We start from the raw sequence: 23,560 nt of genomic DNA, 5'->3' as shown, positions 1-23,560 counted from the left end.
GCGAGAAGCGGACACGGCGGGCGAGGAGGTTGGCACATGGAAGATGTGGATGCGACGGATCTGTTCTTGCGGCCGGTCGTTGTCTTCGATTTCGACGGCACGCTCGCCGACACGGCCGACTCCATCAAGCGCACAGCGCGCCACGTGCTCGAAGAGATGGGGATGCCCGCCGACGAGATCGATGAGGCGCGGCTCAACAGCATGATCGGTCCGCCGCTCGAGGAGGGGTTCCACGATCTGTTCGGCCTGACGAGCGCGGGCTCCCAGCGGGCCTGTGCGCGCTATCGCGAGCTGTACGCCCAGTTGGATCCGAGCGCATGCCCGCCGATGCCGCACGCGATCGAGCTTGTGGATATGCTCGGGCGGCAGGGGCGCACGCTGGCCGTCGCCACGTCCAGACGCGAGGACGTCGCCGAGCGGCTGCTCGTTCAGATCGGTCTGCGCGACAGCTTCGCAGCCGTCGCGGGGCACCTGGAGCCCTATCGGCGCACGAAGGCGGCATCGATCGCCGCCGCCCTCGAGATGTGCGGCGCGCGCCCGGCAGACGCCGTCATGGTAGGCGATCGCTTCCATGATATCGAGGGCGCCCACGAGCTGGACGTCCCCGCGATCGGTGTGTACACCGGCACTGCGGAGCCCGGAGAACTCGAGCGCTCGGGTGCCGATGCGATTCTTTGGGGACTCGAGGAGGCAATCATCAAGATGAGGAGGAGCTCATGATCGATCACAAGCTCGAGGCACAGGTAGATGCCTACGTAAAGGAGATCTGGGAGGATGCGATCGCGGATATCGGGCAGTTGGTGGCACATCCTTCCGTGAGCGACGTCTCCGCAGCCGAGCAGGGAGCGCCCTTCGGCCGCCCGGTGCGCGAAGCCCTGGACGCCGCGCTGCGCATCGCGCGGCGGCTCGGATACGAGACCTCCGATGATGACGGCTACATCGGCATCGCCGACATCGCCGGCCAGCGCTCCGCGCACATCGCCACGATAGCCCACATCGATGTGGTACCGGCCGGCCCGGGCTGGCGCACCGATCCATTCGCTCTGGAGCGCCGGGACGGCTGGTTGCTCGGGCGCGGCGCCCTCGACGACAAGGGCCCGGCGGTGCTGTCGCTGTACGCCGGAGCCTTCCTCAGGCGACAGGGCGGCGCGCCCCGCTATGGATTTCGCGCGCTGCTCGGCTGCGACGAGGAGGCCGGTATGCGCGATGTCGACCACTATCTCGACTCTCACGAGAACCCCGCGTTCCTGTTCACGCCAGATGCGGCGTTTCCGGTGTGCAACGCCGAGAAGGGCAACTACAACGCCGAGTTCAAAAGCGCTCCGATCTCCTCGGGCCGCATCCTGTTCTGGAGCGGCGCCGCGGCCGGAAACGCGATCCCCGGCGAGTCGATCATCGAGCTGGCGGTCGACGCCGAGAAGCTGCCCGCGCCGAGAGAGCACGCCGACCGCATCGGCATCGAGCCGGTGCGGCAGGGTGTCTCTCGCATCGTGGCGAGGGGAATCGGCGGTCACGCCTCGCTTCCGGAGGGCACCATGAACGCGATCGGCATCATCGTGGGCTATCTTCGCGCGAGCCATGTCGTCGACGGGGAGGAGGCGCGCTTCCTCGAGCTGCTCTCGAAGGTGCTGGCCGACACCTCCGGGACGCAGCTGGGCATCGCCAGCGAGAACGAGGCATTCGGCGCCCTCACGCTGAACGGCGGCACCATCGAGGTGCGCGACGGCCGCATCGTCCAGTCTATCGATATTCGCTACCCCGACAGCACGAGCGCAGCGGCCATCACAGAGCGGCTCTCAGCGCTCGCGGCCGACTTCGGTGCCGAGTTTCGCGTCGCCTCGTCGAAACCGCCCTTCTCGGTGGATGCGGACGATCCGGCGGTGCGCGCCCTCATCGACGTGTACGGCGACGTCACCGGCACGCGCGCCGAGCCGTTCTCCATGGGCGGGGGCACCTATGCGCGCAAGTTCGCCCGTGCTGTCTCGTTCGGACCGGAAGAAGAGGATCTCGTCGCCCCGGAGTGGATCGGCTCCATGCACGGTCCAGACGAGGGCGCCAGCGAGCGGTCCCTGCGTCGAGCGCTCAAGATCTACATTCTGGCCATCCTGCGCTTGCAGGAGCTCGAGCTGTGACGTAGGCTCGCGCGGGCGCTCCGCTCTGTCCGTGCAAGGTCTCCCGGCCACGTCGGGACTTTCTCGAACCCGGGTTTCTTCGCCCCGCGCGCTCGCTCCGGCCCGGCGCGCCGCGCTCATGTGGTCCTCATGCGGACCGCGCCGTGCGCCGGGGAGGCGAATCGCGCGGTGCGCTATGATCGTATGAGACCCCGCGCCTGCGCCCCCCGTTGCATCGGGTTCCAATAGATTCGCAGGTCAGCGCTGAATCTTTACACCGGATCCCGATAGGAGAGCTGCCGTGGCGTTCGTCCATCTGCATAACCACTCTGAATACTCCATGCTCGATGGCGCCACGCGCATCGAGGACATGGTCGAGCGCGCCGTCGAGCTGGGCATGCCCGCCGTCGCGCTCACCGACCACGGCTACATGTACGGCATCCCTCAGCTCGCGCTCGCCTGCAACAAGGTGAACCATGACATGCCCGAGTACCGCGTCTGGAGTCACGACGCGGCGTTTCTCGCGAAGGGACGCGGGGACGAGCTGGAGGATCCCGATGCCCGAAGCGATCCGCGCGGCCATGCCCAGCATCTGCGCGACATGCAGGCCTGGCGCGAGCACGGCAGCCTGGAGAGCGTGCGCCCCCGTCCTCTCATCAAGCCGATCTTCGGCTGCGAGGTGTACTTCACCCCGGATGAGACGCTCGCCCGCGATCACAAGCCCGAGCTCTACCACCTGATCCTGCTGGCGCGCAACGAGGTGGGCTACGTGAACCTCATGCAGCTCGTCTCGGAGGCGGCCGTCTCGGGCTTCTACTACAAGCCTCGCGTGACCTTGGACAACCTGCGCCGTCACCGCGAGGGCATCATCGGCTCCTCGGCGTGTCTGGCCGGCGTCATCCCGCGCTGCATCGATGAGGGCAACACCGAGCAGGCGATCATCTGGGCCGAGACGTTTCGCGACCTGTTCGAGCCGGGAAGCTTCTACATCGAGATCCAGGAGCACGGCATCACGACCGATGCCGGCATGACCGATGAGCAGCTCAGCCACCAGCTCATCGAGATCGCCGCCCGGGTCGGCGTCAAGGTCATCGCCACCAACGACTTCCACTACCTCACGCGCGCCGACGCGCCGGTGCAGGACCTCATGCTGTGCATCGGCACGAACGCCAAGATGGACGATCCCAATCGCATGCGCATGCAGGGCTCGGAGTTCTACATGAAGAGCGAGGAGGAGATGCGCGCGCTGTTCCCGTACTGCCCCGAGGCACTCGACAACACCGTCGAGCTCGCCGAGCGCTGCGAGGTCGAGCTCGATTGGGACAGCATCATCCTGCCGCGCTTCCCCGGGCTCGACGAGGGCGAGACCCACGAGAGCCAGTTCCGGCGCGAGTGCGAACGGGGCCTTGCGCGCCGCTACGGCGACGACTGGCGCGAGCGGGAGATCAGCGGGGTGAACATCGCGGAGCGCTTCGAGTACGAGTACCGCGTCATCTGCGACAAGGGCTTCGCCGCCTACTTCCTCATCGTGGCGGACTACGTGCGCTGGGCCAAGGAGAACGGCATCGGCGTCGGGCCCGGGCGCGGCTCCGCGGCCGGCGCCATCGTCGCCTACGCCATGGACATCACGACGTTCGATCCTCTGGAGAACGGCCTCATGTTCGAGAGGTTCCTCTCCCCGGAGCGCGCCGAGATGCCCGATATCGACATGGATTTCGACGACGAGCGGCGTCTGGAGGTCGTGGAGTACGTTCGGGGTCGCTACGGCGCAGACAAGGTCACCCACGTCATCACCTACTCGACCATCAAGGCCAAGCAGGCCATCAACGATGCGGCGCGCGTGCTCGACTATCCGGTCAGCACCGGTCAGCGCCTCTCCAAGATGATCTCGTCGGCCCCCTCGGTGAAGCTCTCCCAGGTGCTCAAGCAGCAGAAGAAGAAGGAGGAGCTGTACAACCCGGATTTCGCCGACGCCTACCGTGGCGACGACGACGCCCGGCGCATCATCGATGCGGCCCTGTCCATCGAGGGCCTGACCCGCGGCGAGGGCGTGCACGCCTGCGCCGTGCTCATCTGCCGCGATCCGGTCAACGAGCACGTGCCCACCAAGCTCGACACCAAAGGCGGCGTGGAGATCACGCAGTACGAGGGCCACACGGTCGCCGACATGGGCCTGCTCAAGATGGACTTTCTGGGGCTGCGCACGCTGACGGTCATCTCGAAGGCGAAGGCCAACATTCTGGCGAACTTCGGCACCGAGGTCGATGTGGACGCGATCCCCTTCGATGATCCGGCGATCTTCGAGCTCATGGCCGCCGGACGCACCGCGGGGGTGTTCCAGGTCGAGTCGGCGGGCATGACCGCGACGATCAAGAACATGCGTCCCAGCGAGTTCAAGCACGTTGTCGCACTGATCGCGCTCTATCGGCCGGGACCTCTGGGCGCGGGCATGGTCGCCGACTACATCGACCGCATGCACGGCAGAAAGAAGGTCGTCTACTACGACAACCGTCTGGCGCCGCTTCTGGAGGAGACCTACGGAACGATCGTCTACCAGGAGCAGGTCATGCAGATCTCGATGCACATGTCGGGATTCACGGCGGGGGAGTCCGACAAGGTCCGCAAGGCCGTGGCCAAAAAGCACATCGAGCTCATGGAGACCGTCGTCCAGCACTGGGACGATGGCACCGACGAGACGATGCAGGACCACTGGATGAACGGTGCGGTGAGAAACGACTTCTCTCGCGCGATAGCCGAGCAGATCTGGGCCGACGTCTTGAAGTTCGCCGAGTACGCGTTCAACAAGTCCCACTCTGCCGGGTACGCGATCCTTGTCATGCAGACCGCCTGGCTCAAGGCTCACTACCCCTATGAGTACATGGCCGCCGTGCTCACGAGCTTCACGGGCAAGACCGAGAAGATCGTCCACTACATCTCGGCGTGCCGGCATGAGGGCATCGAGGTGCTGCCGCCTGACATCAACGAGTCCAACAAGGACTTCACCGCCGTCCATGAGGGCATCCGCTTCGGGCTGGCGGGCATCCGCGGCGTGGGCGAGGGGGTGGCGCGAACCATCATCGAGGAGCGCGAGCGCGGCGGAGCCTTCAAGAACCTGCATGATTACATGGAGCGGCTGGACCCCGCGTGCGCGAACCGCCGCGTCTGCGAGGCCCTCATCAAGGCCGGAGCCTTCGATGCGAGCGGATTCCCGCGCCGGCAGCTCATGGGTTTCATCGATAAGAACAACCCGGAGAACATACTTGATGCCGTCGTGCGGCGCAACAAGACGCGGGCGACCGGGCAGGTGTCGTTCTTCGATGTGCTCGGCGATGTGGAGGGCTCGGGTTTCGAGGTCAAGGTTCCCGAGCCCGACGGTCAGGAGTGGGACCGCCACACCAAGCTCGCCCAGGAGCGCGAGGTGCTGGGCATCTACGTCTCCGACCATCCCCTGCGACCCTATGAGTGCGCCCTGGCCCGCGCGCGCGACTACGCGCTCTCGCAGATCGAGGTCGGCGAGGAGATCGACGCCGCTCTCGGAGGCGATGCGCCGACCGCGAGCGCGCCGGCAGCGGGCCAGGCGATCCCGGAGGACAGGGCGTTCTGGTTCGCCGGCATGGTCGCCGACGTCTCGAAGCGCGTGACGAAAAACGGCGACGCCATGGCGATCGTGCGTCTCGAGGACATGGAGGGCGAGGCGACCGTTGTCGTCTTCCCCAAGACCTACAAGGAGGCCGAGCGGCTGCTGTTCGGCGAGACGGACCCGGAGACCGGAGCCGTGCTCTCAGACGCGTTCATCCGCGTGCGCGGCCGCCTGGAGCGCTCCGACAGGGGCGACCAGATCATCGCGCAGGAGATCGCCCCGCTCGAGCTGAGCGAGGAGGCGAATCGCCCGAAGATCTTCGAGATCATGATCCCCAGCTCGCGCTTCTCGCAGGCGAGCATGGGCAGGCTCGCGGCGCTGCTCTCCTCCAACCCCGGTGCCGACCGCGTGGAGCTGTTCATCGAGCAGGGCGACGGGCAGACGATGCGCGCCGAGATCCCCACGAGGGTCAACGCCCGTTCGGTGCCGCTTCACGCCGAGGCGCGCGCGATCGTGGGAAACGCCGGCCGCGTGACGGTGATCTAGAAGGCGACCGGCTGGGAGCGTGGGACACCCACGAGTCTCCCGACCGGCTCGGAGCGCCCGCGAGTCTCCCGGTCGGCTGGTGAGCGCTTCATGCGTTCTTCCAACAGACGCGCAGCTGCTCTTGAGTTGGGCTCGGCTGTCCGAAATGCGGATATGCGCTGGTGCGCTCGATGAGATGCCGCTTTTTCAAGATCATTGAAATGACAGAAACCGGCGCATCTTTGGATTGCAGCTCAGATATATACGCTACGCTGGGCGAATTAATGCATTTCTTCAAGCTTCTGGGATCAAGAGCGCTTTCAGCGGACGCTCCTGCCGCAGCATTGCGCTGCTCGCGCGGCAAGATGTGCTACCATTCACAGGTGTTCGTCGGTGTTGTGCGATGCTGCAAGGGGCGGGCGAGGTTCGCGGAAGCGCACAGCATGGATGTACTGGATTTGCTCGCGCCGGGGAGTGGGGGAGAGATCGACATGAGTTCAGCCGCATGCAGTGCGATCGCTCTGCCGCCGCGCCCCTACTGGGGGATGCGTTCTAGCTCCATGGTGACGATGCGCGGCTCTCTGTCTGAGTGCAAACCGAATAGCATATCGACGTCAGCTCGTCCGCGCCGGCGTGAGTTTCTGTTGCGGGCCTGACGTCTGCGAGAATCTGGGCGTTCGCTCGTAAAGATGAGCGCTCGCGCAGTTGCGTGCAAGCAGCCCAGCGCAGGGCATGTGCTGGGCTGCTTGCAGTCAACTGGCTGTGAAGTTCGTTATACCTCGTTTACCCGGGCAGCGCCACGTGCGTGCTTCGCAGAGCCGAGGGAGTGAATAGATCCGTATCAGCTGGTGCTGGCCGGTATGGCGAAGCCATAGGTCAGCTCGAAGGATCTGTTCGTCTCACCTCGGCTTGTTCATTTCGTAGCACGCAAGGGAGGTTTGCCTATGTGGTATGTGATACAGGTCTTCAAGGGTCGCGAGAGCGCCATGGTCGAGTATGTCAAGCGCATGGTGCCCGCCTCAGTGCTCGATGAGTGCTTCTCGCCGCGGTTCGAGACCGAGATCAAGGTAGGCGGCGAATGGACCAGATGCGTGAAAACGCTGCTCCCTGGCTACATCATCGCCATCGCCACCGGTCCCGATAAGCTGTCTCGGCATCTGTACGGCACACTTGAGTTCGTGAGGCTCGTCAAGCAGGGCGGTAGATTCTGGCCCCTCCAAGAGGAGGAGCGCAATCTGATCGCGCGGTTCACCAAGAAGGGCAGCCGCACCGTCCCGATGTCGATCGCGGTCAAGGACGGAGACAACGTCATCGTGAAGTCCGGGCCCCTCATGGGCCATGAGGGGCTCATCAAAAGCATCGATAGAAGAAAGAGCATCGCCACCCTCGAGGTGGAGATCTGCGGACGCAAGGTGCGCACCCGCGTGGGCTTGGGTGTGCTCACCCGCGATGCGTGGGAGGCCCGCGAAGCGCAGGCAGTGATGGTATGAATGACAGACAAGAAAAAAACATGAAAAAAGCAGCTGAACAATTAAAGCTCGCCGGCATTTCATCTGAAAACGAAAGCACGATCTCACGTGAAAGCATCCAAGACAGCAACGTCGCAGTCAAGCCGGCCAAGCAGGCGAAAGTGCATGACGTCATCGTCACACTAAACAATTCCAACAATCTTGCTGCTGAAACAGGGACTGCGCAACGAACTGTTATCTCTATCAAGGGAGAAGCAGCTGCTCAATCAACTTTAGAGTTGAAAACTGCCGATATCAAGAGTTCTTCAAGTAAAGTCTTCCATTCCGATTCGACGCCTGGCACAGACGCCCCCCTTGCAGGCACGAGAAAAAGATTGCTATACGATAATGCGCCCAATTTGATCCAATGCCTTCGAGCTTGGGGAGACCAGAGAATATGCTATCTCATAATAAAGAGAGTATTTGATATTTGTTTTTCTCTGTTTGTTGTCATAGTTTTGCTAGTGCCCGCGCTTATTCTATGTCTTATTATTCGGTTCGATAGCCCCGGGTTTCCCCTGTATTCTCAGAAACGGATCGGCAAGATCGATCGTAATGGGCATTCGCGAACCTTTACCATGTGGAAATTCCGGTCCATGTGCAAAGGCGCTGACAGCATGCTTGGAAATCTTTCAGATAAGAACGAGGTCAAAGGACCTATGTTTAAAATGTCACAAGATCCACGCGTTACCAGGGTCGGACGTTTTATTAGAAAGCATTCGATTGACGAGCTTCCACAATTTCTCAATGTGATTTCAGGAGACATGTCGGTCGTAGGCCCACGTCCTCCGCTTCCGGGTGAGGTCGAGCAGTACGACGAGTGGGCTATGCAGCGATTGACGGTTAAACCAGGCATTACAGGCCCTTGGCAAGTTGGAGGCCGCTCCAATGTGGACTTCGACGACATGGTGAGACTTGACCTCGGATATATCGCAAAACGCTCTCTTCATACAGATCTTGTTCTCGTGGCCCAGACGATCGCAGTAATATTCTCAGGTATGGGCGCAGTATGACACGGATGAGCAGATAGCGCTGTACTCTCGTAAGTTGAGTTTTGCTTCGATTGAAAGAATGGATGAGCTTCATAATGAGTATATTTAGCCTAGGTCACGCGCCAAGGTTTGACGGCACCGATGCTTCAGATTCTTTGTCTCAGGCTAAATCCACATTGTCACCTAGCAGCACTGAGGAGTTTACTCGCGCATATGCAGAGGGATCGAACAACCCCCAGCGTATCAAGCGACTAAATCGCAATCAAAATAATTTACGAAGCATTACAAATAAAGGGCCAGTAAAAGCAACTGAGCAGATTACTGGGTCTACACCAGCGACGAGAAGATCTTACAGCCCGCAATTGGGCATCGGAAGTGGGCGACAACAGAGAACTGCGGTCAATACTCGGATAGGGCGTATAAATTCGCACCAGCCACATATTCACACTTGGCAAAATCAAGTATCGCCATATCGTCCTTGCACGTGGAAGACAAATGTGGCAGCAGAAAAGCACGGGAGTTCCTATTCTGATAGCTCTTGGAGAAAACGTCGGAAAAGGCTTATCACGAGGATCATAGGTTGTCTTATTGTTATTCTTCTGGCGTTTGGAGGATTTTGTGCGATCATTGTCTTTCGTGATGCAAAGGACATCACGGCTCAGTCTCAGAATATGATCGCTGAAGCGAAGAGCATTGCAGACAAGGCGAAGGATAAAGACTCCGATGGAATTAATTCTATCGCCAGCTCACTTGCCGCTCAGATATCAGATTTAAAAAGTAAAACGAATGGGATTTCTTGGCAAGTTGCGACGCTTGTGCCCGTGATCGGCCAAGATATCCAATCTGCGCGCACCGTTGTCACCGAGATGGACAATCTTTGTCAATACGCCCTTGTTCCCGCATGCGATGCGCTTGCACAAATGCAATCCGGAAATTTAATAAAGGATGAAACTATCGATCTTGCGTCTCTACAGTCGATCTCATCTACTTTGGGTCAGATATCTCCAATCCTTCAGAACAGCTCCAAGCAACTCAACTCACTTCCAAAGGCACATATAGGGAAGCTCAATGAGGCTATCGGCAAAATCAAGGATCTTCTCTCCGGCGCAAACAGCGCGCTTGATCAAGTAAACGATGTTGCGCCGCTCTTGCCGCAGATGTTTGGTGCAAATGCCCAGCCGCGAACTTATCTTATCGTAGCTCAGAATAACGCTGAGCTGCGCTCGACCGGGGGCTTTCCTGGCACCATTGGAACCCTCACGCTAAGTGACGGAAAAATCGCCCTTGGTAAGTTCACTGAGGCACACGATCTAAAATGGTATGATCAGCCCGGCTTTGATGTCACTGATGAAGAGCGGATCATTTTCGGAGATCGTGTGGGGAAAGTCCCTGCCGATACTGACTTTATTCCAGATTTCAGCAGAGCATCATACCTCCTGAGTGAGATGTGGAAGGACCAAAAGGGCGGCAGGATTGATGGCGTTATAGCGATTGATCCGGTTTTCCTGCAGCGATTGCTTGCTCTTACAGGCGGGATCACAGCCAGCAATGGTATGGTCGTTGATGGTGACAATGCGGCTAGGGTTCTTATGCATGATGGATATCAAAAGCTTCCCACAAAAGCAAAAGATTTATTTTTTGCAGAGGTTGCAGGCTTGGCATTCCAAAAGATCATGGGCAATATTGGTGAAGTTAGCAAGATAAAGCTTTCTGAAACCATTTTACAGGCAATAAAGGAGCATCGTTTCCAAGCATGGATGGTAAACCCCGATGAGCAAAATGCCATAGTCAAAATGGGGTGTTCCGGTACGCTTTCTGCGGATAAAGCAGCACCGAAACTTGGTGTGTTTGTAGCAGATGATACATCGTCAAAAATGAGCTGGTATCTTTCCCTGAAGACCGAGATTGGACAAGCATCTAAAAATCAAGATGGGTCAACAACCTATTCAGTTAAAACTACAATAAAAAACAATTTGAAACATAAAGATGCAACAGGTGTTGTTAAATACATAACAGGGGGAAACGTCACAAAACGCGATGTGACCGACATGGTGAACAAAGTCTATTTTTTTGCACCATCAGGCGGACTGATATCCGATCTAAAACAGGATGGCTTCTCACAGCAGGGTTTGGGTCCAGCGCTGGCAAATTACATGGATCATCAGGTTATCTATTCGACAATTCAGACATTAGGTGATTCTGTCACTACGTATACGTACAAGGTGACTGTTACTAGTGACGCAGCACAGCCACTTGATCTTGAAACTACACCTACAGCACAGGATGTTGCTGGGTGGAAATAATATTGAAAAGATTTTCGGTGCATTTCTGTATAAATTCGATCGTATTTTCGGCCTATCTGTTCTCTCTAAAGAGGATCGATGCTTTTTGCGAAAATATGTGAGCATGCTTTGCCGAGACAGCTTCAGTAAAGGATGCCTCAACTGGGTACAAGTTCGTTCTAATAATCATACGCATGTCAGGATCGGCAGAGCTTCATTATACAGCCACCCTTGGCTTGGAGGCAGCAAAGTGCTTGCTTCGTTTTTATACAGCACGGAGAGACGAAAGAAAACTGGCCAAATCGAGTAGCCTATGAGAGAAACAATAAAAGAAATAAAAACAAAATACGAACGTTGGATTGAGCGCGCGGACTCTTCACTTCAGAACGAGTTGATGGATCTGGCGAATGATCAAGTCGCCATGGAGGACGCGTTTCTCCACGGCCTTGTATTTGGAACGGGAGGACTTCGCGGCACGCTCGGAGTGGGTACGAACCGAATGAATGTTCATACGGTTGCACGAGCCACACAGGGGCTCACAGATTATCTGAAAGCGAATTTCGAAAAGCCGAGCGTTGCCATCGCTCGCGATTCTCGTCACATGGGAAAGGAATTCTGTTGGATGAGCGCTCGAGTGTTTGTTGCAAATGGAGTCCGTGTGTATTTATATCCTCGAATCGAGCCGACGCCAGCGCTCTCGTTCGCAGTACGCCATCTCCATTGCACTGCCGGCGTTTGCGTGACGGCATCACATAATCCAAAGGATTACAACGGTTACAAAATTTATGGTGCCGACGGGTGCCAGATTACGACTGAAACAGCCTACGAGATCCAGAACGCAATTGAGAACGTAGATGAATTTGATGATGTGAAGGCATTGTCTTGGGATGCGGCTCTAAACTCAGGGCTGATCAACTGGATTGGAGAGGAATGCATTGACGCCTACCTAGACAGTGTTGCCGAGCAATCGCTGGACATATCTCCATCTACTAGAATATCTGTCGTTTACACACCGCTTAACGGAACAGGTCAAGAGTGTGTAGGTCGTATTCTCGACCGGATTGGCAACGTGGACGTAACATTGGTTCCCGAGCAGTCCTACCATAATGGCAACTTTCCAAGCTGTGAGTGTCCAAATCCCGAGAATAGGGAGGCTTTACAGTGTGGTCTCGATTTGTGCGACAAGCTGCAATCAGATCTGCTACTTGCTACCGACCCAGACTGTGACCGTCTGGGTATCGCTGTGCGGCATGCCGGCACCTTTGAACTTCTCAACGGCAACGAGGTGGGAGTTCTCTTAACAGATTATGTGGCTCGCATCAAGCGCATCAATGGCGAAGACCTTAAAAACTCCGTCTTGCTCACGAGTATCGTTTCGTCTGATATGGTTGAAGCGCTGGCCTTTGACTATGGTTTTCAGATGCGCCGTACTCTTACGGGTTTCAAGTTTATTGGCGAGCAGATAGGTTTCTTAGAAAAAGATGCAGAAATAGGTCGCTTTATGCTCGGGTTCGAGGAGAGTTATGGTTACCTGAAAGGCTCATATGTGCGCGACAAGGACGCCGTTGTTGCCAGTATGCTTATTTGCCAAATGGCACGTTGGTATAAGTCGCAGGGTCTAGATTTGGTGGATGTAATGCGTGAACTTTATGACCGCTATGGCTATTATCGCAATATCCTCACGAGCGTAACCTATTCTAGTACGGACGGTGTAGATAAAATGCACGAGCTTTTTGCAGATTTGCGCAGGCGACCGCCAAAGTATATAGCCGGTCTAGAGGTTGAACAGGTGGTTGACTATGGGCTCGGTCTCCCCATGCCCATTTTAAATCGGCTTCCAAGTGATGAAGGGCAGCGCCTCCCCCCTTCAGATGTCCTTGAGTTTTGTCTTTCCGGTGATAACAAACTTATCATGCGTCCCAGCGGCACCGAGCCTAAGGCGAAGGCCTACGTATTCGTGAAGGGATCTACCGCCGATGAGGCTAGTACCCTACTTAAGCGACTTAAGAAGGCTGCAGGCCGCCTTCTTACGCCGCACACAACAATTGGAGACTACGAAAGCAAGGAAATGATACGATGATTCACATTGTCCTTCTCTCTGGTGGCTCAGGCACGCGCTTGTGGCCGCTTTCCAACAACGTTCGCTCTAAGCAGTTTCTGAAGGTTCTGCGCGATGCCGAGGGTAATCACGTTTCAATGGTCCAACGTGTCCTTGGTCAGATACGTCGCGTGGCCGCCGAACTTGATATCACCATTGCTACCAATTGCGATCAGTGCAATGACATATTTCAGCAGATTGGGGGGGAGTATACGCTCGTACTTGAGCCAGACCGCCGCGACACTGCGTCCGCTATCATGCTCGCTTGTGAGCATTTAGCTCTAGTGCAGGGTGCTAATTCGACTGATACTGTTATAGTAATGCCCATAGACACCTACGCGGAACAGGATTACTATGAATCAATTCCTGCGATCGATGACGCGGTCCGGACTGGTGCCTCGGAGCTGGTACTACTCGGGGTTGAGCCTACCTATCCATCGGCGAAGTACGGTTACATCGTTCCAGATGAGGGCAAATTTGGCGATTTGAGGCGAGTCTCTTATTTTTCTGAGAAGCCAGATGAGGATACGGCTAGTAAGCTCATTGCACAAGGGGCTTTGTGGAACTGTTGCGTATTCGCGTTCCGTTTAGGATACTTGCTCGATCTGACGAGGACCTTTTTAGAAGCCTCGAGCTTTGAAGAATATATTGCCAACTATTCGAGACTCCCCAAAAAAAGCTTTGACTATGAGGTAGTAGAGAAGGCATGCTCGATATCCGTCCTATCTTATGCGGGAAAGTGGAAGGATTTGGGTACTTGGAACACGCTTACCGATGAGATGGCCGAAGTGGTTTCGGGCTTTGCGATCGTCGACCAAGATACCTGCGACAACGTGCACGTGATTAATGAGACCCGTCTGCCCATAGTAGTTGCGGGCATTCGTGACGCTGTGGTTGTTGTCACACCCGACGGAATCCTCGCATGCGCTAAAAGTGAGTCAGTCGACATTAAGCGACTTCTCGCTCAGCTGACCAAGACTAGGCTTATGCACGAACAGTGCCGTTGGGGTGAGTCCCGCGTGCTTGACTCCTGCGTGAATTCAGATGGAAACAAGTCACTTACAAAGAAATTGATTATAAAAAGTGGCAAACAGCTACCGTACCAGCGCCACGGTAAACACTCCGAAGTATGGACGATTGTGCGCGGTGAAGGCGAGATCGTTCTAGATGGTAAGACCAGACATGTTAAAGCTGGCGAAGTGGTGAATGTTGAGATCGGTTGCATGCACGCATGTCGTGGCATCACCGACCTGCACATCATCGAGGTGCAGTATGGTAAGGCTCCCTTCGAAATGGACATTGTGGAAGCTGGAAATTTCTGGTCCAACCAGCCTAATGTGTCAACAAAAAAAAATGATGATTTTACCGCGCGCTTCGATTACACTATACGGAACTGAACGAATGGCAAAGTTCGTTATCCTGATTTGAGAAAACAGCTGCTGTCATCAGCTTCTTAAGTTATTCTGCCTCATCATGTGTGAGCAATCCTAACATTGAATAAGCTATATTACTCGAGTGTGGCATCGTTCGCAGGTGTTGCATATTCGTGGAGTCAGACTGTTTGGATGTGATTTAAAACTTTAGGAACGACGTTGCAGTGTCATAAAGATGCATTTATATGGGTGTTATCGACTTTCCCAAAAAAGTCTTATATAGGGTAATCCGATTACTCATTCGTTCGGCTGGCAACCTCTTAGTACTGGAGGATGTATTAAAGGCAAGCTGATGAACCACAATCTAACCTCGAAACCTTGATCTTATGGGCAAAGCTGTTGCATAATACATAAATATTCTTCTTAGGAATCGAACTATGAGTTTAGACATTGACAAAAACCGTTACCCTTACCGTGTGGCATTCCTCAACACAGCTTTCGACAACGTAAGCCTCTCGCAGGTACGCGAAATTGTAGCTGACCACGTGCAAACTTGCGTGCCGGGTTATATGGTTTCTCTTAACAGTGATATTGATATTGCTCTTGAGCACGATCGAGAGTTCAAAGCCGCGCACAACCAAGCCACGCTCGTGCTTATGGACTCCCAGCCGCTCTTCAATCTTGCACGGAGGCAAGGTATTCCGGTTAAAGAGAAGATCTCCGGTTCTGACCTTATGGGCCCTGTTTGCCAGTGGGCACTTGAGCAATGCTGGTCAATATATATACTCGGTGGTATGCCCGGTGTTCCCAAGAAGGCGGCTGAGAATCTTCAGAAAAAGTACCCGGGTCTCAAGGTGGTTGGGACACTTTCGCCCGATTATGGTTTCGAACGCGATCCTGTTAAGCTTTCCGCGGTACTTAAGGCTGTTGCCGTGACGACTCCAGATATACTATTTGTATCTCTGGGTGCTCCAAAGTCGGAAAAGTTTGTACATGAGAATCTATATAGCTTTGGGTCTTCATTCATTTTTAACGTCGGTGCCGGCGTGGACTTTGCAGCTGGCAAGATCAAGCGTGCTCCCAGATGGATGAGCGATCACAGTCTTGAATGGCTCTACCGCTTTTTCCAAGAGCCGAGGAGACTCTTCAAACGCTACTTCATAGATAGCTGGAAGCTGCTTAAGATTATCAAGAAGTATGGTAAACGAGAAATTCGATGAAAATACGAACCGACAGCCTAATAACTGGTCAAATGCATAATATCTATTTAACTTGCGGAGGACTCGGCAAGTTATGAAGGAACCTATTAATATGATAACTTCATTTAGGCAAAGTGCTAAGAAGACCATAATCCATCTTGGCCCTTCAGGGGAGCTGCTAGGAGGCATACGTACGGTCATGGAGGGATTGTGCTCGTCTGCCCTTGCAGATAAGTACGATATGAGGATCGTGCCTACCGCTTCGCAGAGCGGGCGCATCAGTACGTTCCTCCGAGGATACCGTCGCTGCGCGAAACTTTGCGCCGAGGGTGAAGCTGATTTACTCCATATCCACATGTCTGAGAATGCGAGTTGTTTGCGCGCGGCACAGGTTCTAAGAATGGCTGAACGTAATGGTGTTCCAACGGTGCTCCATTCGCACGGAGGCAATTTTCAGACGTACATGGACAATGTATTTCCAGTACTCAAGCGGAGACTGATTAGAGCCTTTGCTCTCGCCCAGTCGGTAGTAGCGCTCACGCCGGGTTGGCGTGATTACTGGCAAGTACTTTTACCTGCGACAAGAATCAATGTTATACCCAACTTTGTTAGGCTCCCCGCGCGTGTCCCCGCGTTCCGTGTGGGAAAGCACCTTGATGTGCTCTATCTCGGCGTTCTAGGAGAGTGTAAGGGGACTTATGATCTCATCGAGGCTGTAAGGTTCCTTTCCGAGAAAGGCTTTGTTGACGGGTTGCATGTGCACCTCGCCGGGAACGGGGAGGTCGACTGCTGCAAAAGACTGGTCGAAAAGTATCAATTAAGGCATCTTTTTACTTTCCATGGATGGGTGGAAGGCATGCAGAAGGAGAGCCTTCTCAATAACTGTAGCGTCCTTGTGTTGCCGTCACACTTTGAGTCGTTCGGCATTGTACTCCTTGAGGCGATGGCACATGGGCGGCCCGTTATCTGTAGCGATGGTGGAAGCATGATCGAGACAGTAGACGACGGTGTGGACGGTATTGTGTTTCCACGTACGAATGTGGGTGCGCTGGCTCGGGTACTGCAAGATTGCCTTAATGGGCGCTACGACTTGGCTACTATGGGCTATCGAGGCAGAAAAAAAGTGGCGTCCATCTATTCGGAGGAACGCGTTCTCTCTCAATGGTCGGATTTGTACAAGCGAATTCTATCGGACAAGGACGATTTCGATGCATAATACAAGTTTGAATACAAACGGAGTATGTGCTAGTAGTCGTCATGCGGAGGTTGCGTTGGAAAGGTTTGATAAACGGCCCCAGTCATCCGCCGCTCTGTCCATGATGGTCCTAAAGATACTTTTCGCCATTATGCCGGTTGTCGATTCCCTGAATGGATGGCTTAACGAGGGCGGCAACGAAGGTGGAATAACCTTGGGCATCTTGTATCGCTGTGCAATCATGCTCACCGCCAGCGGATATCTCGTGTCTGGCAGGCGAATCCGCAATCGCCGCTCGTTCTTGCTCCCGATCCTTCTATTCACTGTTCTAGTCCCACACTTGCTTAACTTGCTCGGTAGTATGTCGTTTCTCTCGCTCTCCATAAAGACGCTCCTCCCTGTCGTGTGTATTGAGGTATTCGTTCGCTTTGCGGATGCTGGTGAAGACATGCTGGACTTCGCATCTTCGGTCTTTTCGACTTGGGCAGTCCTGCTTCCTCTATGTATTCTTATTCCGTACTTCTTAGGATTTGGTTTCACTACATATGGGGAGAGTGGCGGCACTGGATTTAAGGGGTTTTTTTATGCTCAGAATGACCTTGCGTTTTTCTTAGTAACAACACTCGGCTACACGGCGTACCGATTTACTTCTGATAAGAAGATTCGGTACGCTGCGCTCGTACTTGCGCTCATGGCTTGCGTCGTGCTGCTGGGCCTCAAGAGCGCGTATATAGTTGCTGCGCTTTACCTTGTTTATTTTTTTGTGCTGGATTCAAATCTTTCAACAATACAAAAAATCGGTGGCTGTGTCGTTCTAGTCATGTGTGCTATTTTCGGATTTCTCCTGTTTTCTAGTCAAGTTGCTGCCATTGCAGCGCGATGGAGTTTTTTTTATAATAAAGCCGATAATTTTCTCACTTTTTTCACTAGTTCACGGATCGATCGTATTCCAGTAGCGATGAAATATTTGGATTCCTCGATTGGCCCGATGTGGCGTGTGTTCGGGGCTGGCGACGCGTACTCTGTCGTACTTAAGCCATACAGTCTGGTTGAGATGGACTATTTTGACCTGTACTTCCAGTTCGGCTTGATCGGCGCTGTCTTCTTTGGAGTGTATTACGCTTCGTTCTTCCACCCACTGCGCAAGTGCATTGGGCCGCTGCCTGCCTTCCTGCGTCTGTCTTTGTTCGTCGCTTTGGTAATGGCCGCCCTTGCCGGTCACGTGTTCAACACGGCACTTTCTGGTATGGTGCTTGCAGTGATCTGTTGCGGGATAAACGGACTGAATAACGAGGGCACTGCTCGTGGGGGATGGCGAAGAAATGGCAAAGCGGTTCGAAATATATAAACACTTTGCAGATGATGCAAAATTGTATGATCAAAATAGTGTAAGAAAGTGAGATGCAGTCAAGAAGTACAGTTGACATATAGAGAGATGCAGGGTTGGATATTTTAATGAACAATTAGGCTAGTCACTGCATATATCGGTCCTTAGACTATGAATAAGCCTTATTTAGCTGAAGTGCGTGTAAAACTGTATCGGGGATCTCGAGGAGCCAGCAAAGAGTGATCTTGACTGCTAAGAAGTTATTATTTTGTGATAAAAATGGGTATGACATGATTTGAAATGTTCGTAAGAAAGTTTTGGTGAAGACGAGGGGCTCAGTATGTCTAAGAGAAGGGTTCTCAAGGCGGAATTGAGAATTTGGTCGAAATGGATGGGTGTTTATTGTATTGGAGAGACAGTTTCAGGAACAAGTTGTTTAGGTTAGCCGTCTCACAAGACGTTTATGGAAAAACCGGTGCAAGTTTTTTTGATAAAAGGATATCCTTATATAATTTGAATTTTGCTAATATCTGCTCAGAGATAACCACAATGCTGCTGATGTCCTTTTTACTTAATGCAACAGATTGAGTCGAGTAAAGAAAGTTGGTCGTCTTTGTAGTTTGTAAAGGTAACTTCTAGGTTTCTGATGTTACTTTGTGCCTGCGTTGTCGCAGCGCTTTCATTACTTCGCATTCTGAGTTCCCTCGCGGTCGAAGTGCAAGAGGATATCACCTAGGTTGAGCGCTGCCGCTTTAAGCGGTAGTGGGTGGTGACGTTTTGTTGGACACTTCCCGGCCTCGACGCGGCCGCCTCTCCTCGATCCCCATCCCGAGACGGACGGAGCTCAGACGGCGATCCCGAGCCCTCGCCCGCGCTCCATCATGCTCATTCCGAACCTCGTCTTGATGCGCTCGTCGCGGTGCCGGCGGAGATATTCGTCGAGCGCGGTCATGAAGCTCTCGAGTGAGACGCCCCGGAAGTCCGTTCTGCAGAAGAGGTCCTGCTTGACCCTGCCGAAAAGGCCCTCCGCCGCGGCGTCGTCGGGCGAGCCGCCCCTCGTGGACATCGAGCGCGTGAAGCCGTTGCGCTCGCAGATCGCGATCCATCCGGGCCAGCGGCAGCGGCGGCCCCGGTCGCAGACGGATCGTCGGCGCCTCGTTCGGGGCGCCTCGTCGCGCAGGCGCGCTCGAGCGAGGCGCTCGCGACCTCCGCGCTCGGTCCGGGCCCGCGGGCCCGGCAGACCGGCAGGCCGTCCGCGCGGTCCACCACGGGCGACAGGCATACCTTCCCCGCCGGCGTCCTGAACTCCGTGATGTCGGTGACCCACAGCGGGTCGGGTCGGGCCGCGTGGAAGTCGCGGCGCACGAGATTGCCCGGGGCCGCCGTGATCTCGCCTCGATATGAGCCGTGGCGGCGCGCGCGCCCGAGCAGGCCGGCGAGACCGCTGCCGGTCATGAGCCTCATGATCCTCCTGCCGAGCGCGACGGGCGCCCGCGCTCCCGAGCCCGGTCGAGCGCGCCGACAGCCGCAGCGGCGCCGGCTCCCCTCGAAGGCGGCGCCCGCGACCTCGAGCAGATCGGCATCCCCGTCCCGGCGCCTTTGAGCTCTCATCTGGCAGCAGCAGCCGCTTCGCGCGAGGTGGACGCGCCGGCCGACCCTCGCCCGGGGGATCCCGTATCTTTCGGCCACGCTGCGCTCGAGGCGCGCCCTCTCAGCGCCGCTCGGGTTCTCGGGGGCGGTACCCCGGCCTTTTTTCATCATCTCGGCCGAGCCCCGGGCACCGCGAGTTCGAGCCGCATGTCCTCGATGCGCGCGCGGAGCTCCTCCTCGCTGCGCCGCAGCTCCTCGATCTCATCGGCGAGGGCGTCCTTCCCATGGCTGAGATCGGCCCCTCGCCCGCGGTCGCGCGGGGCCGCCCGCGTCTCCTCATCCGGCATCGCCGCCGCCTCTCCTCGGTCGCCGAGCATCTTCCGTCTCCGGTCGTCCGCGCGGGCCGCCTCGACGCCGATCCTCTCGGCGAACCGCGCCGGCGTCGTCGCGGCGGAGGATGCGGCGATGAGCCCGTCGCGTCTGAGGACGTCGGGAGCCGGGCCGGAGCGCACCGAGCGCACGCCTGCCGCGAGCTCGTCCACCCAGTCGGCGAGCAGCGAGCGGCAGGGGTAGCCCATATGGCGGATGGTGCGGGCGAGGCGTCTGCCGTGCGTGAGATAGTGGTCCACCGCCGCGCGCCTCTGCTCCTCGCTGTATCGTGACCACCTGCGGCCGCGATCGGACTCGATGCCGCAAGCTCTCTCAGCGAGTCGCTCGCGGTACCAGACCCTGAGCGACTGAGGGCTCGGGTAGCCGATCTCCCTGATGGTGTCCGCGGGACCGAGCTCATACCTCTCATAGAGGTCGAGCGCCCTCTCCCTCTGCTCCCTCGTGTAGCGCGCCATGGAAATGGCACCTCCTCGCATACAGTCCAACAAATCGGCACCACCTCGTTTTGCTCAAAAACTGTTGACTAAATACAGAGTTCGCCGACGTCACTGACGAGGAGCTCAGTTGGGCCCGGGACCTGCTCAACGGAAGGCCGGGGGAGACACTGGAATGGAGGACGCCGGCCGAGGCGGTCGCGGAGCTTCTGGGAGGGTCCGCCGCATGAGATACGATCAGCGAAGACCGGTGCAATGACCGTGTGACTCCGCCATACTTTTTTGATATTTTTTAGAGGTTTTTGTACAAGTTGTCTGCATTCTACAAGGGAGCTGTTGATGTCATCAGTCGGTATTTTGACTTTTCAAAACACGTTAAATTTTGGTGCAGTATTACAAAACTACGCGCTCTATTCAATTATTGCATCTATGGGATTTATTCCAACCGTTATAAATTATAGGTCTAAAAAAATTGAGCTGGCAGAGCGCCTAGTATTCGGTGAAACAGTTAAAGATAATATTAAGTTTCTCTTGTCTCGCACGAAGGCAAAAAAGTTTGAAAAATTCAAATCTGGAATGAATTTTTCAGAAGAATGTGATCGTCAAACGATCAAGGATATCTGTGCGATGTTTGATTACATTGTTGTCGGGAGTGATCAAGTTTGGAATACTATAATAACCGGTTCAGATCCAACATATTTTCTTGATTTTCTAGACGATTCTTCGAAACGCAAAACATATGCGGTAAGTATGGGATTTTGCGAGCTGCCTAATGACATGCCTGAATTCAAAAAGCTTGTTAGTGGGTTTTCATCGCTCTTGGTTCGAGAGAAGACGTGCTCAGATTTTCTTTCTCGTATATGCCCTCATGCTGTGAGTCTACAAGTTGTTGTCGATCCTACTCTGCTCATAGACCCTGAAAGTTGGACATCGATGGCTTGCCTGCCTCAATATGCTAAAAAGAAGGATTACATACTTGTATATGACATTTCAGAGAGCGAAACTACTTTCATTGCTGCTAGATTAATTGCAAAACAAACGAAAAAGCAAATCATTCGAATCCAACAAAATACTTTTGGAGGTAAGTTTTTGGGGAAAAAAGGGATCAAATCTGTACGTAATGTCTCACCTGAACAGTATCTTGGCCTTTTCAAAAATGCGGCGCTGACAGTAGTCAGCTCTTTTCATGGAGTCTGCTTTTCAATTATCAATCAACGTGATTTCTACTTTGCGACGCAGGTAGGTAACTCAAACACCAATTCCCGTATCTATGACCTTCTCGACTCTCTAGGCATTAAAAACAGAAGTGTTCAGCATCTGTTTTCTGGGACTGCGGAGCCGATTAATTGGAGCGTCGTCGATACTCATCTCGCTACCTTACGCAAACGTTCACTTGATCTTCTCGAATCTTCACTTAATGATTTGGGTTGCAAAGATGACAAATAGTGCTTCAAGAACCCAATCTTTCCTTCAAAATAGCTTCTGGTCAATGGTACTCATGCTCGTCAACCTTTTTTCTGGCTTTATTGTCCCTCGTGCCATTATTGGGGCATATGGCTCCGAGGTGAACGGTCTAGTGAACTCTTTAACACAGATGGTGAGTTACATCTCTCTTGTTGAGGCAGGGATTGGTGCTTCAGCAGTATTCGCACTATATGGTCCCCTTGCGATAGGGGACCAATGCAACGTGGACGCTATCGTTACAGAGGCGAAGCGTTTCTACTATCGTTCAGGTTTGATTTTTACTATGCTGATCTTTGCGCTTGCTATTATATATCCATTACTTGTGAAGACAGAGACGATCAAACCAGCTGAAATAATGGTACTCGTTGTTTCCCTTGGCGCAACGGGTTTTTTGGACTTTTTCACCCTCGCAAAGTATCAAGTATTGTTTACTGCGGGCCAATGCAATTGGGTAGTACAAATCGCAACTAGCGTATATAGAATCTTCTATACTATAGCCGTGATCGTAATGTCTTCTCTTAACGTGCCCGTAGCGACCGTCTATTTACTTGCAATTGCTGCAATATTTATACGAGCTATCGTCCTCGTTTCATATACAAAAAAAATCTATCCGCATGTCAACTTCTCGTCAAAAAATACGTATAGTTTAAAACAACACTGGGATGCATTTTACCTTCAAATATTAGGTGCAGTTCAGTCAGGGGCACCGCTCCTTGTTGCTACGTTTTTGTTGCAAGATCTTAAGCTGGTGAGCATATACTCGATTTACCTTTTGGTCGGAAATGGTGTGCAAAACGTGATAGCGTCGTTCTGTAATGGGACTCAAGCGAGTTTTGGTGATGTTATTGCGAGAGGTCAAAAAAGTGTCCTCAAGAAAACTTTTGCTGAATTCCAGACGGCTCTCTACTTTGTTGCCGGTGTCGGTTGCGGGACTGCCGCTGCACTAGTGGTACCATTCGTTAGACTCTATACCAAAGGGGTTGCAGATGTAGATTACGTTCGTCCAGTCTTGGGAACCCTCGTAATGCTTAATGTCTTTCTCTATCATCTTAAATCTCCGCAGGGTCTCCTTGTTATCGCTGCTGGCCATTATCGGAAGACGCGTCTGCAGACAACTGCACAGGCGGTTATTTTGCTAGTAGGAACCATTGTACTTGGGGTCCTATTCGGATTGGAGGGAATTGTGTTGGGCTGTTGTCTCTCAAACTTTTACCGAGACATTGATCTGTTATTTTACGTACCGCACGAGATAACTGGGACTAGCCCAATGGAAACAGTGTGTAAGATGCTTCTCAGTTGCATTGTCGCTGCCACGATTTACAGTCCCTATAAGCTGTTGTCGCCCCCGTGCAGTGCATGGAGTTCATGGTTAATACAATTGGGGCTACTCATTCTCTGGGGATCTGCTGTTTCGCTCGCTGTACTCCGATTGACCCAGCGTGTTGAGTTCTCGGCGCTGTTGGCTCGGCTGAAGAATTTGAAAAGGTGATCT

At 54.5% G+C, this 23,560-nt stretch carries 15 protein-coding genes; 13 read left to right on the top strand and 2 right to left on the bottom strand.

Going from position 1 to position 23,560, the window contains the following annotated elements:
* The first annotated feature begins 36 nt into the window (after positions 1-36).
* The 11 genes from CORGL_RS06150 (at position 37) to CORGL_RS06095 (ending at position 18,211) form a co-directional block, all read left to right on the top strand.
* Positions 37-720, top strand: coding sequence for an HAD family hydrolase (locus tag CORGL_RS06150; RefSeq protein WP_013709048.1), 684 nt, complete (start codon positions 37-39; stop codon positions 718-720).
* On the top strand, positions 717-2,132 hold the full coding sequence (locus tag CORGL_RS06145; RefSeq protein ID WP_013709047.1) for a Sapep family Mn(2+)-dependent dipeptidase: 1,416 nt from the start codon (positions 717-719) through the stop codon (positions 2,130-2,132). Before CORGL_RS06150 ends, CORGL_RS06145 begins: the two co-directional genes overlap by 4 nt.
* 280 nt (positions 2,133-2,412) lie before the next feature.
* Positions 2,413-6,237 carry a DNA polymerase III subunit alpha gene (gene dnaE, locus CORGL_RS06140; protein ID WP_013709046.1) on the top strand — a complete coding sequence of 1,275 codons (3,825 nt, stop codon included), beginning with the start codon at positions 2,413-2,415 and terminating at the stop codon, positions 6,235-6,237.
* A 923-nt stretch (positions 6,238-7,160) separates the two neighbouring features.
* Entirely contained in the window at positions 7,161-7,706 is a 546-nt protein-coding gene (locus CORGL_RS06130; RefSeq protein ID WP_013709045.1) for a KOW motif-containing protein, read from the top strand.
* Entirely contained in the window at positions 7,703-8,737 is a 1,035-nt protein-coding gene (locus tag CORGL_RS09695; protein WP_013709044.1) for a sugar transferase, read from the top strand. The genes CORGL_RS06130 and CORGL_RS09695 overlap by 4 nt, the downstream gene beginning before the upstream one ends.
* Positions 8,738-9,213: 476 nt before the next feature.
* Positions 9,214-11,019: a DUF4012 domain-containing protein gene (locus tag CORGL_RS06120; RefSeq protein ID WP_245526889.1), complete on the top strand. Its 1,806-nt coding sequence runs from the start codon at positions 9,214-9,216 to the stop codon at positions 11,017-11,019.
* Between the two features lie 292 nt (positions 11,020-11,311).
* On the top strand, positions 11,312-13,078 hold the full coding sequence (locus CORGL_RS06115; protein WP_013709042.1) for a phospho-sugar mutase: 1,767 nt from the start codon (positions 11,312-11,314) through the stop codon (positions 13,076-13,078).
* The gene (locus tag CORGL_RS06110; protein ID WP_013709041.1) at positions 13,075-14,493 is read left to right on the top strand and encodes a sugar phosphate nucleotidyltransferase; all 1,419 of its coding nucleotides are present in this window, start codon (positions 13,075-13,077) and stop codon (positions 14,491-14,493) included. Before CORGL_RS06115 ends, CORGL_RS06110 begins: the two co-directional genes overlap by 4 nt.
* A gap of 413 nt (positions 14,494-14,906) precedes the next feature.
* Positions 14,907-15,689, top strand: a complete 783-nt coding sequence (locus tag CORGL_RS06105; RefSeq protein WP_013709040.1) for a WecB/TagA/CpsF family glycosyltransferase — start codon at positions 14,907-14,909, stop codon at positions 15,687-15,689.
* A 73-nt stretch (positions 15,690-15,762) separates the two neighbouring features.
* Positions 15,763-16,884: a glycosyltransferase gene (locus tag CORGL_RS06100; RefSeq protein ID WP_083810001.1), complete on the top strand. Its 1,122-nt coding sequence runs from the start codon at positions 15,763-15,765 to the stop codon at positions 16,882-16,884.
* Positions 16,877-18,211, top strand: coding sequence for an O-antigen ligase family protein (locus CORGL_RS06095; RefSeq protein ID WP_013709038.1), 1,335 nt, complete (start codon positions 16,877-16,879; stop codon positions 18,209-18,211). Before CORGL_RS06100 ends, CORGL_RS06095 begins: the two co-directional genes overlap by 8 nt.
* Before the next feature lie 927 nt (positions 18,212-19,138).
* On the opposite strand, the gene CORGL_RS09830 is transcribed toward CORGL_RS06095, so the two are convergent.
* Positions 19,139-19,879: a hypothetical protein gene (locus CORGL_RS09830; RefSeq protein WP_172633549.1), complete on the bottom strand. Its 741-nt coding sequence runs from the start codon at positions 19,877-19,879 to the stop codon at positions 19,139-19,141.
* A gap of 68 nt (positions 19,880-19,947) precedes the next feature.
* Positions 19,948-20,625, bottom strand: coding sequence for a hypothetical protein (locus tag CORGL_RS09825; RefSeq protein WP_041738658.1), 678 nt, complete (start codon positions 20,623-20,625; stop codon positions 19,948-19,950).
* A gap of 318 nt (positions 20,626-20,943) precedes the next feature.
* Here CORGL_RS09825 and CORGL_RS06080 point away from each other — a divergent pair, with 318 nt between their 5' ends.
* The gene (locus CORGL_RS06080; protein ID WP_013709037.1) at positions 20,944-22,050 is read left to right on the top strand and encodes a polysaccharide pyruvyl transferase family protein; all 1,107 of its coding nucleotides are present in this window, start codon (positions 20,944-20,946) and stop codon (positions 22,048-22,050) included.
* Positions 21,998-23,557: a polysaccharide biosynthesis protein gene (locus tag CORGL_RS06075; RefSeq protein ID WP_172633548.1), complete on the top strand. Its 1,560-nt coding sequence runs from the start codon at positions 21,998-22,000 to the stop codon at positions 23,555-23,557. The genes CORGL_RS06080 and CORGL_RS06075 overlap by 53 nt, the downstream gene beginning before the upstream one ends.
* Positions 23,558-23,560 lie beyond the last annotated feature (3 nt).

The organism is Coriobacterium glomerans PW2 (assembly GCF_000195315.1).
Lineage (GTDB): Bacteria > Actinomycetota > Coriobacteriia > Coriobacteriales > Coriobacteriaceae > Coriobacterium > Coriobacterium glomerans.
Note: the sequence above shows the minus strand (reverse complement) of the source record. Positions and strands in the feature narration are given on the sequence as shown.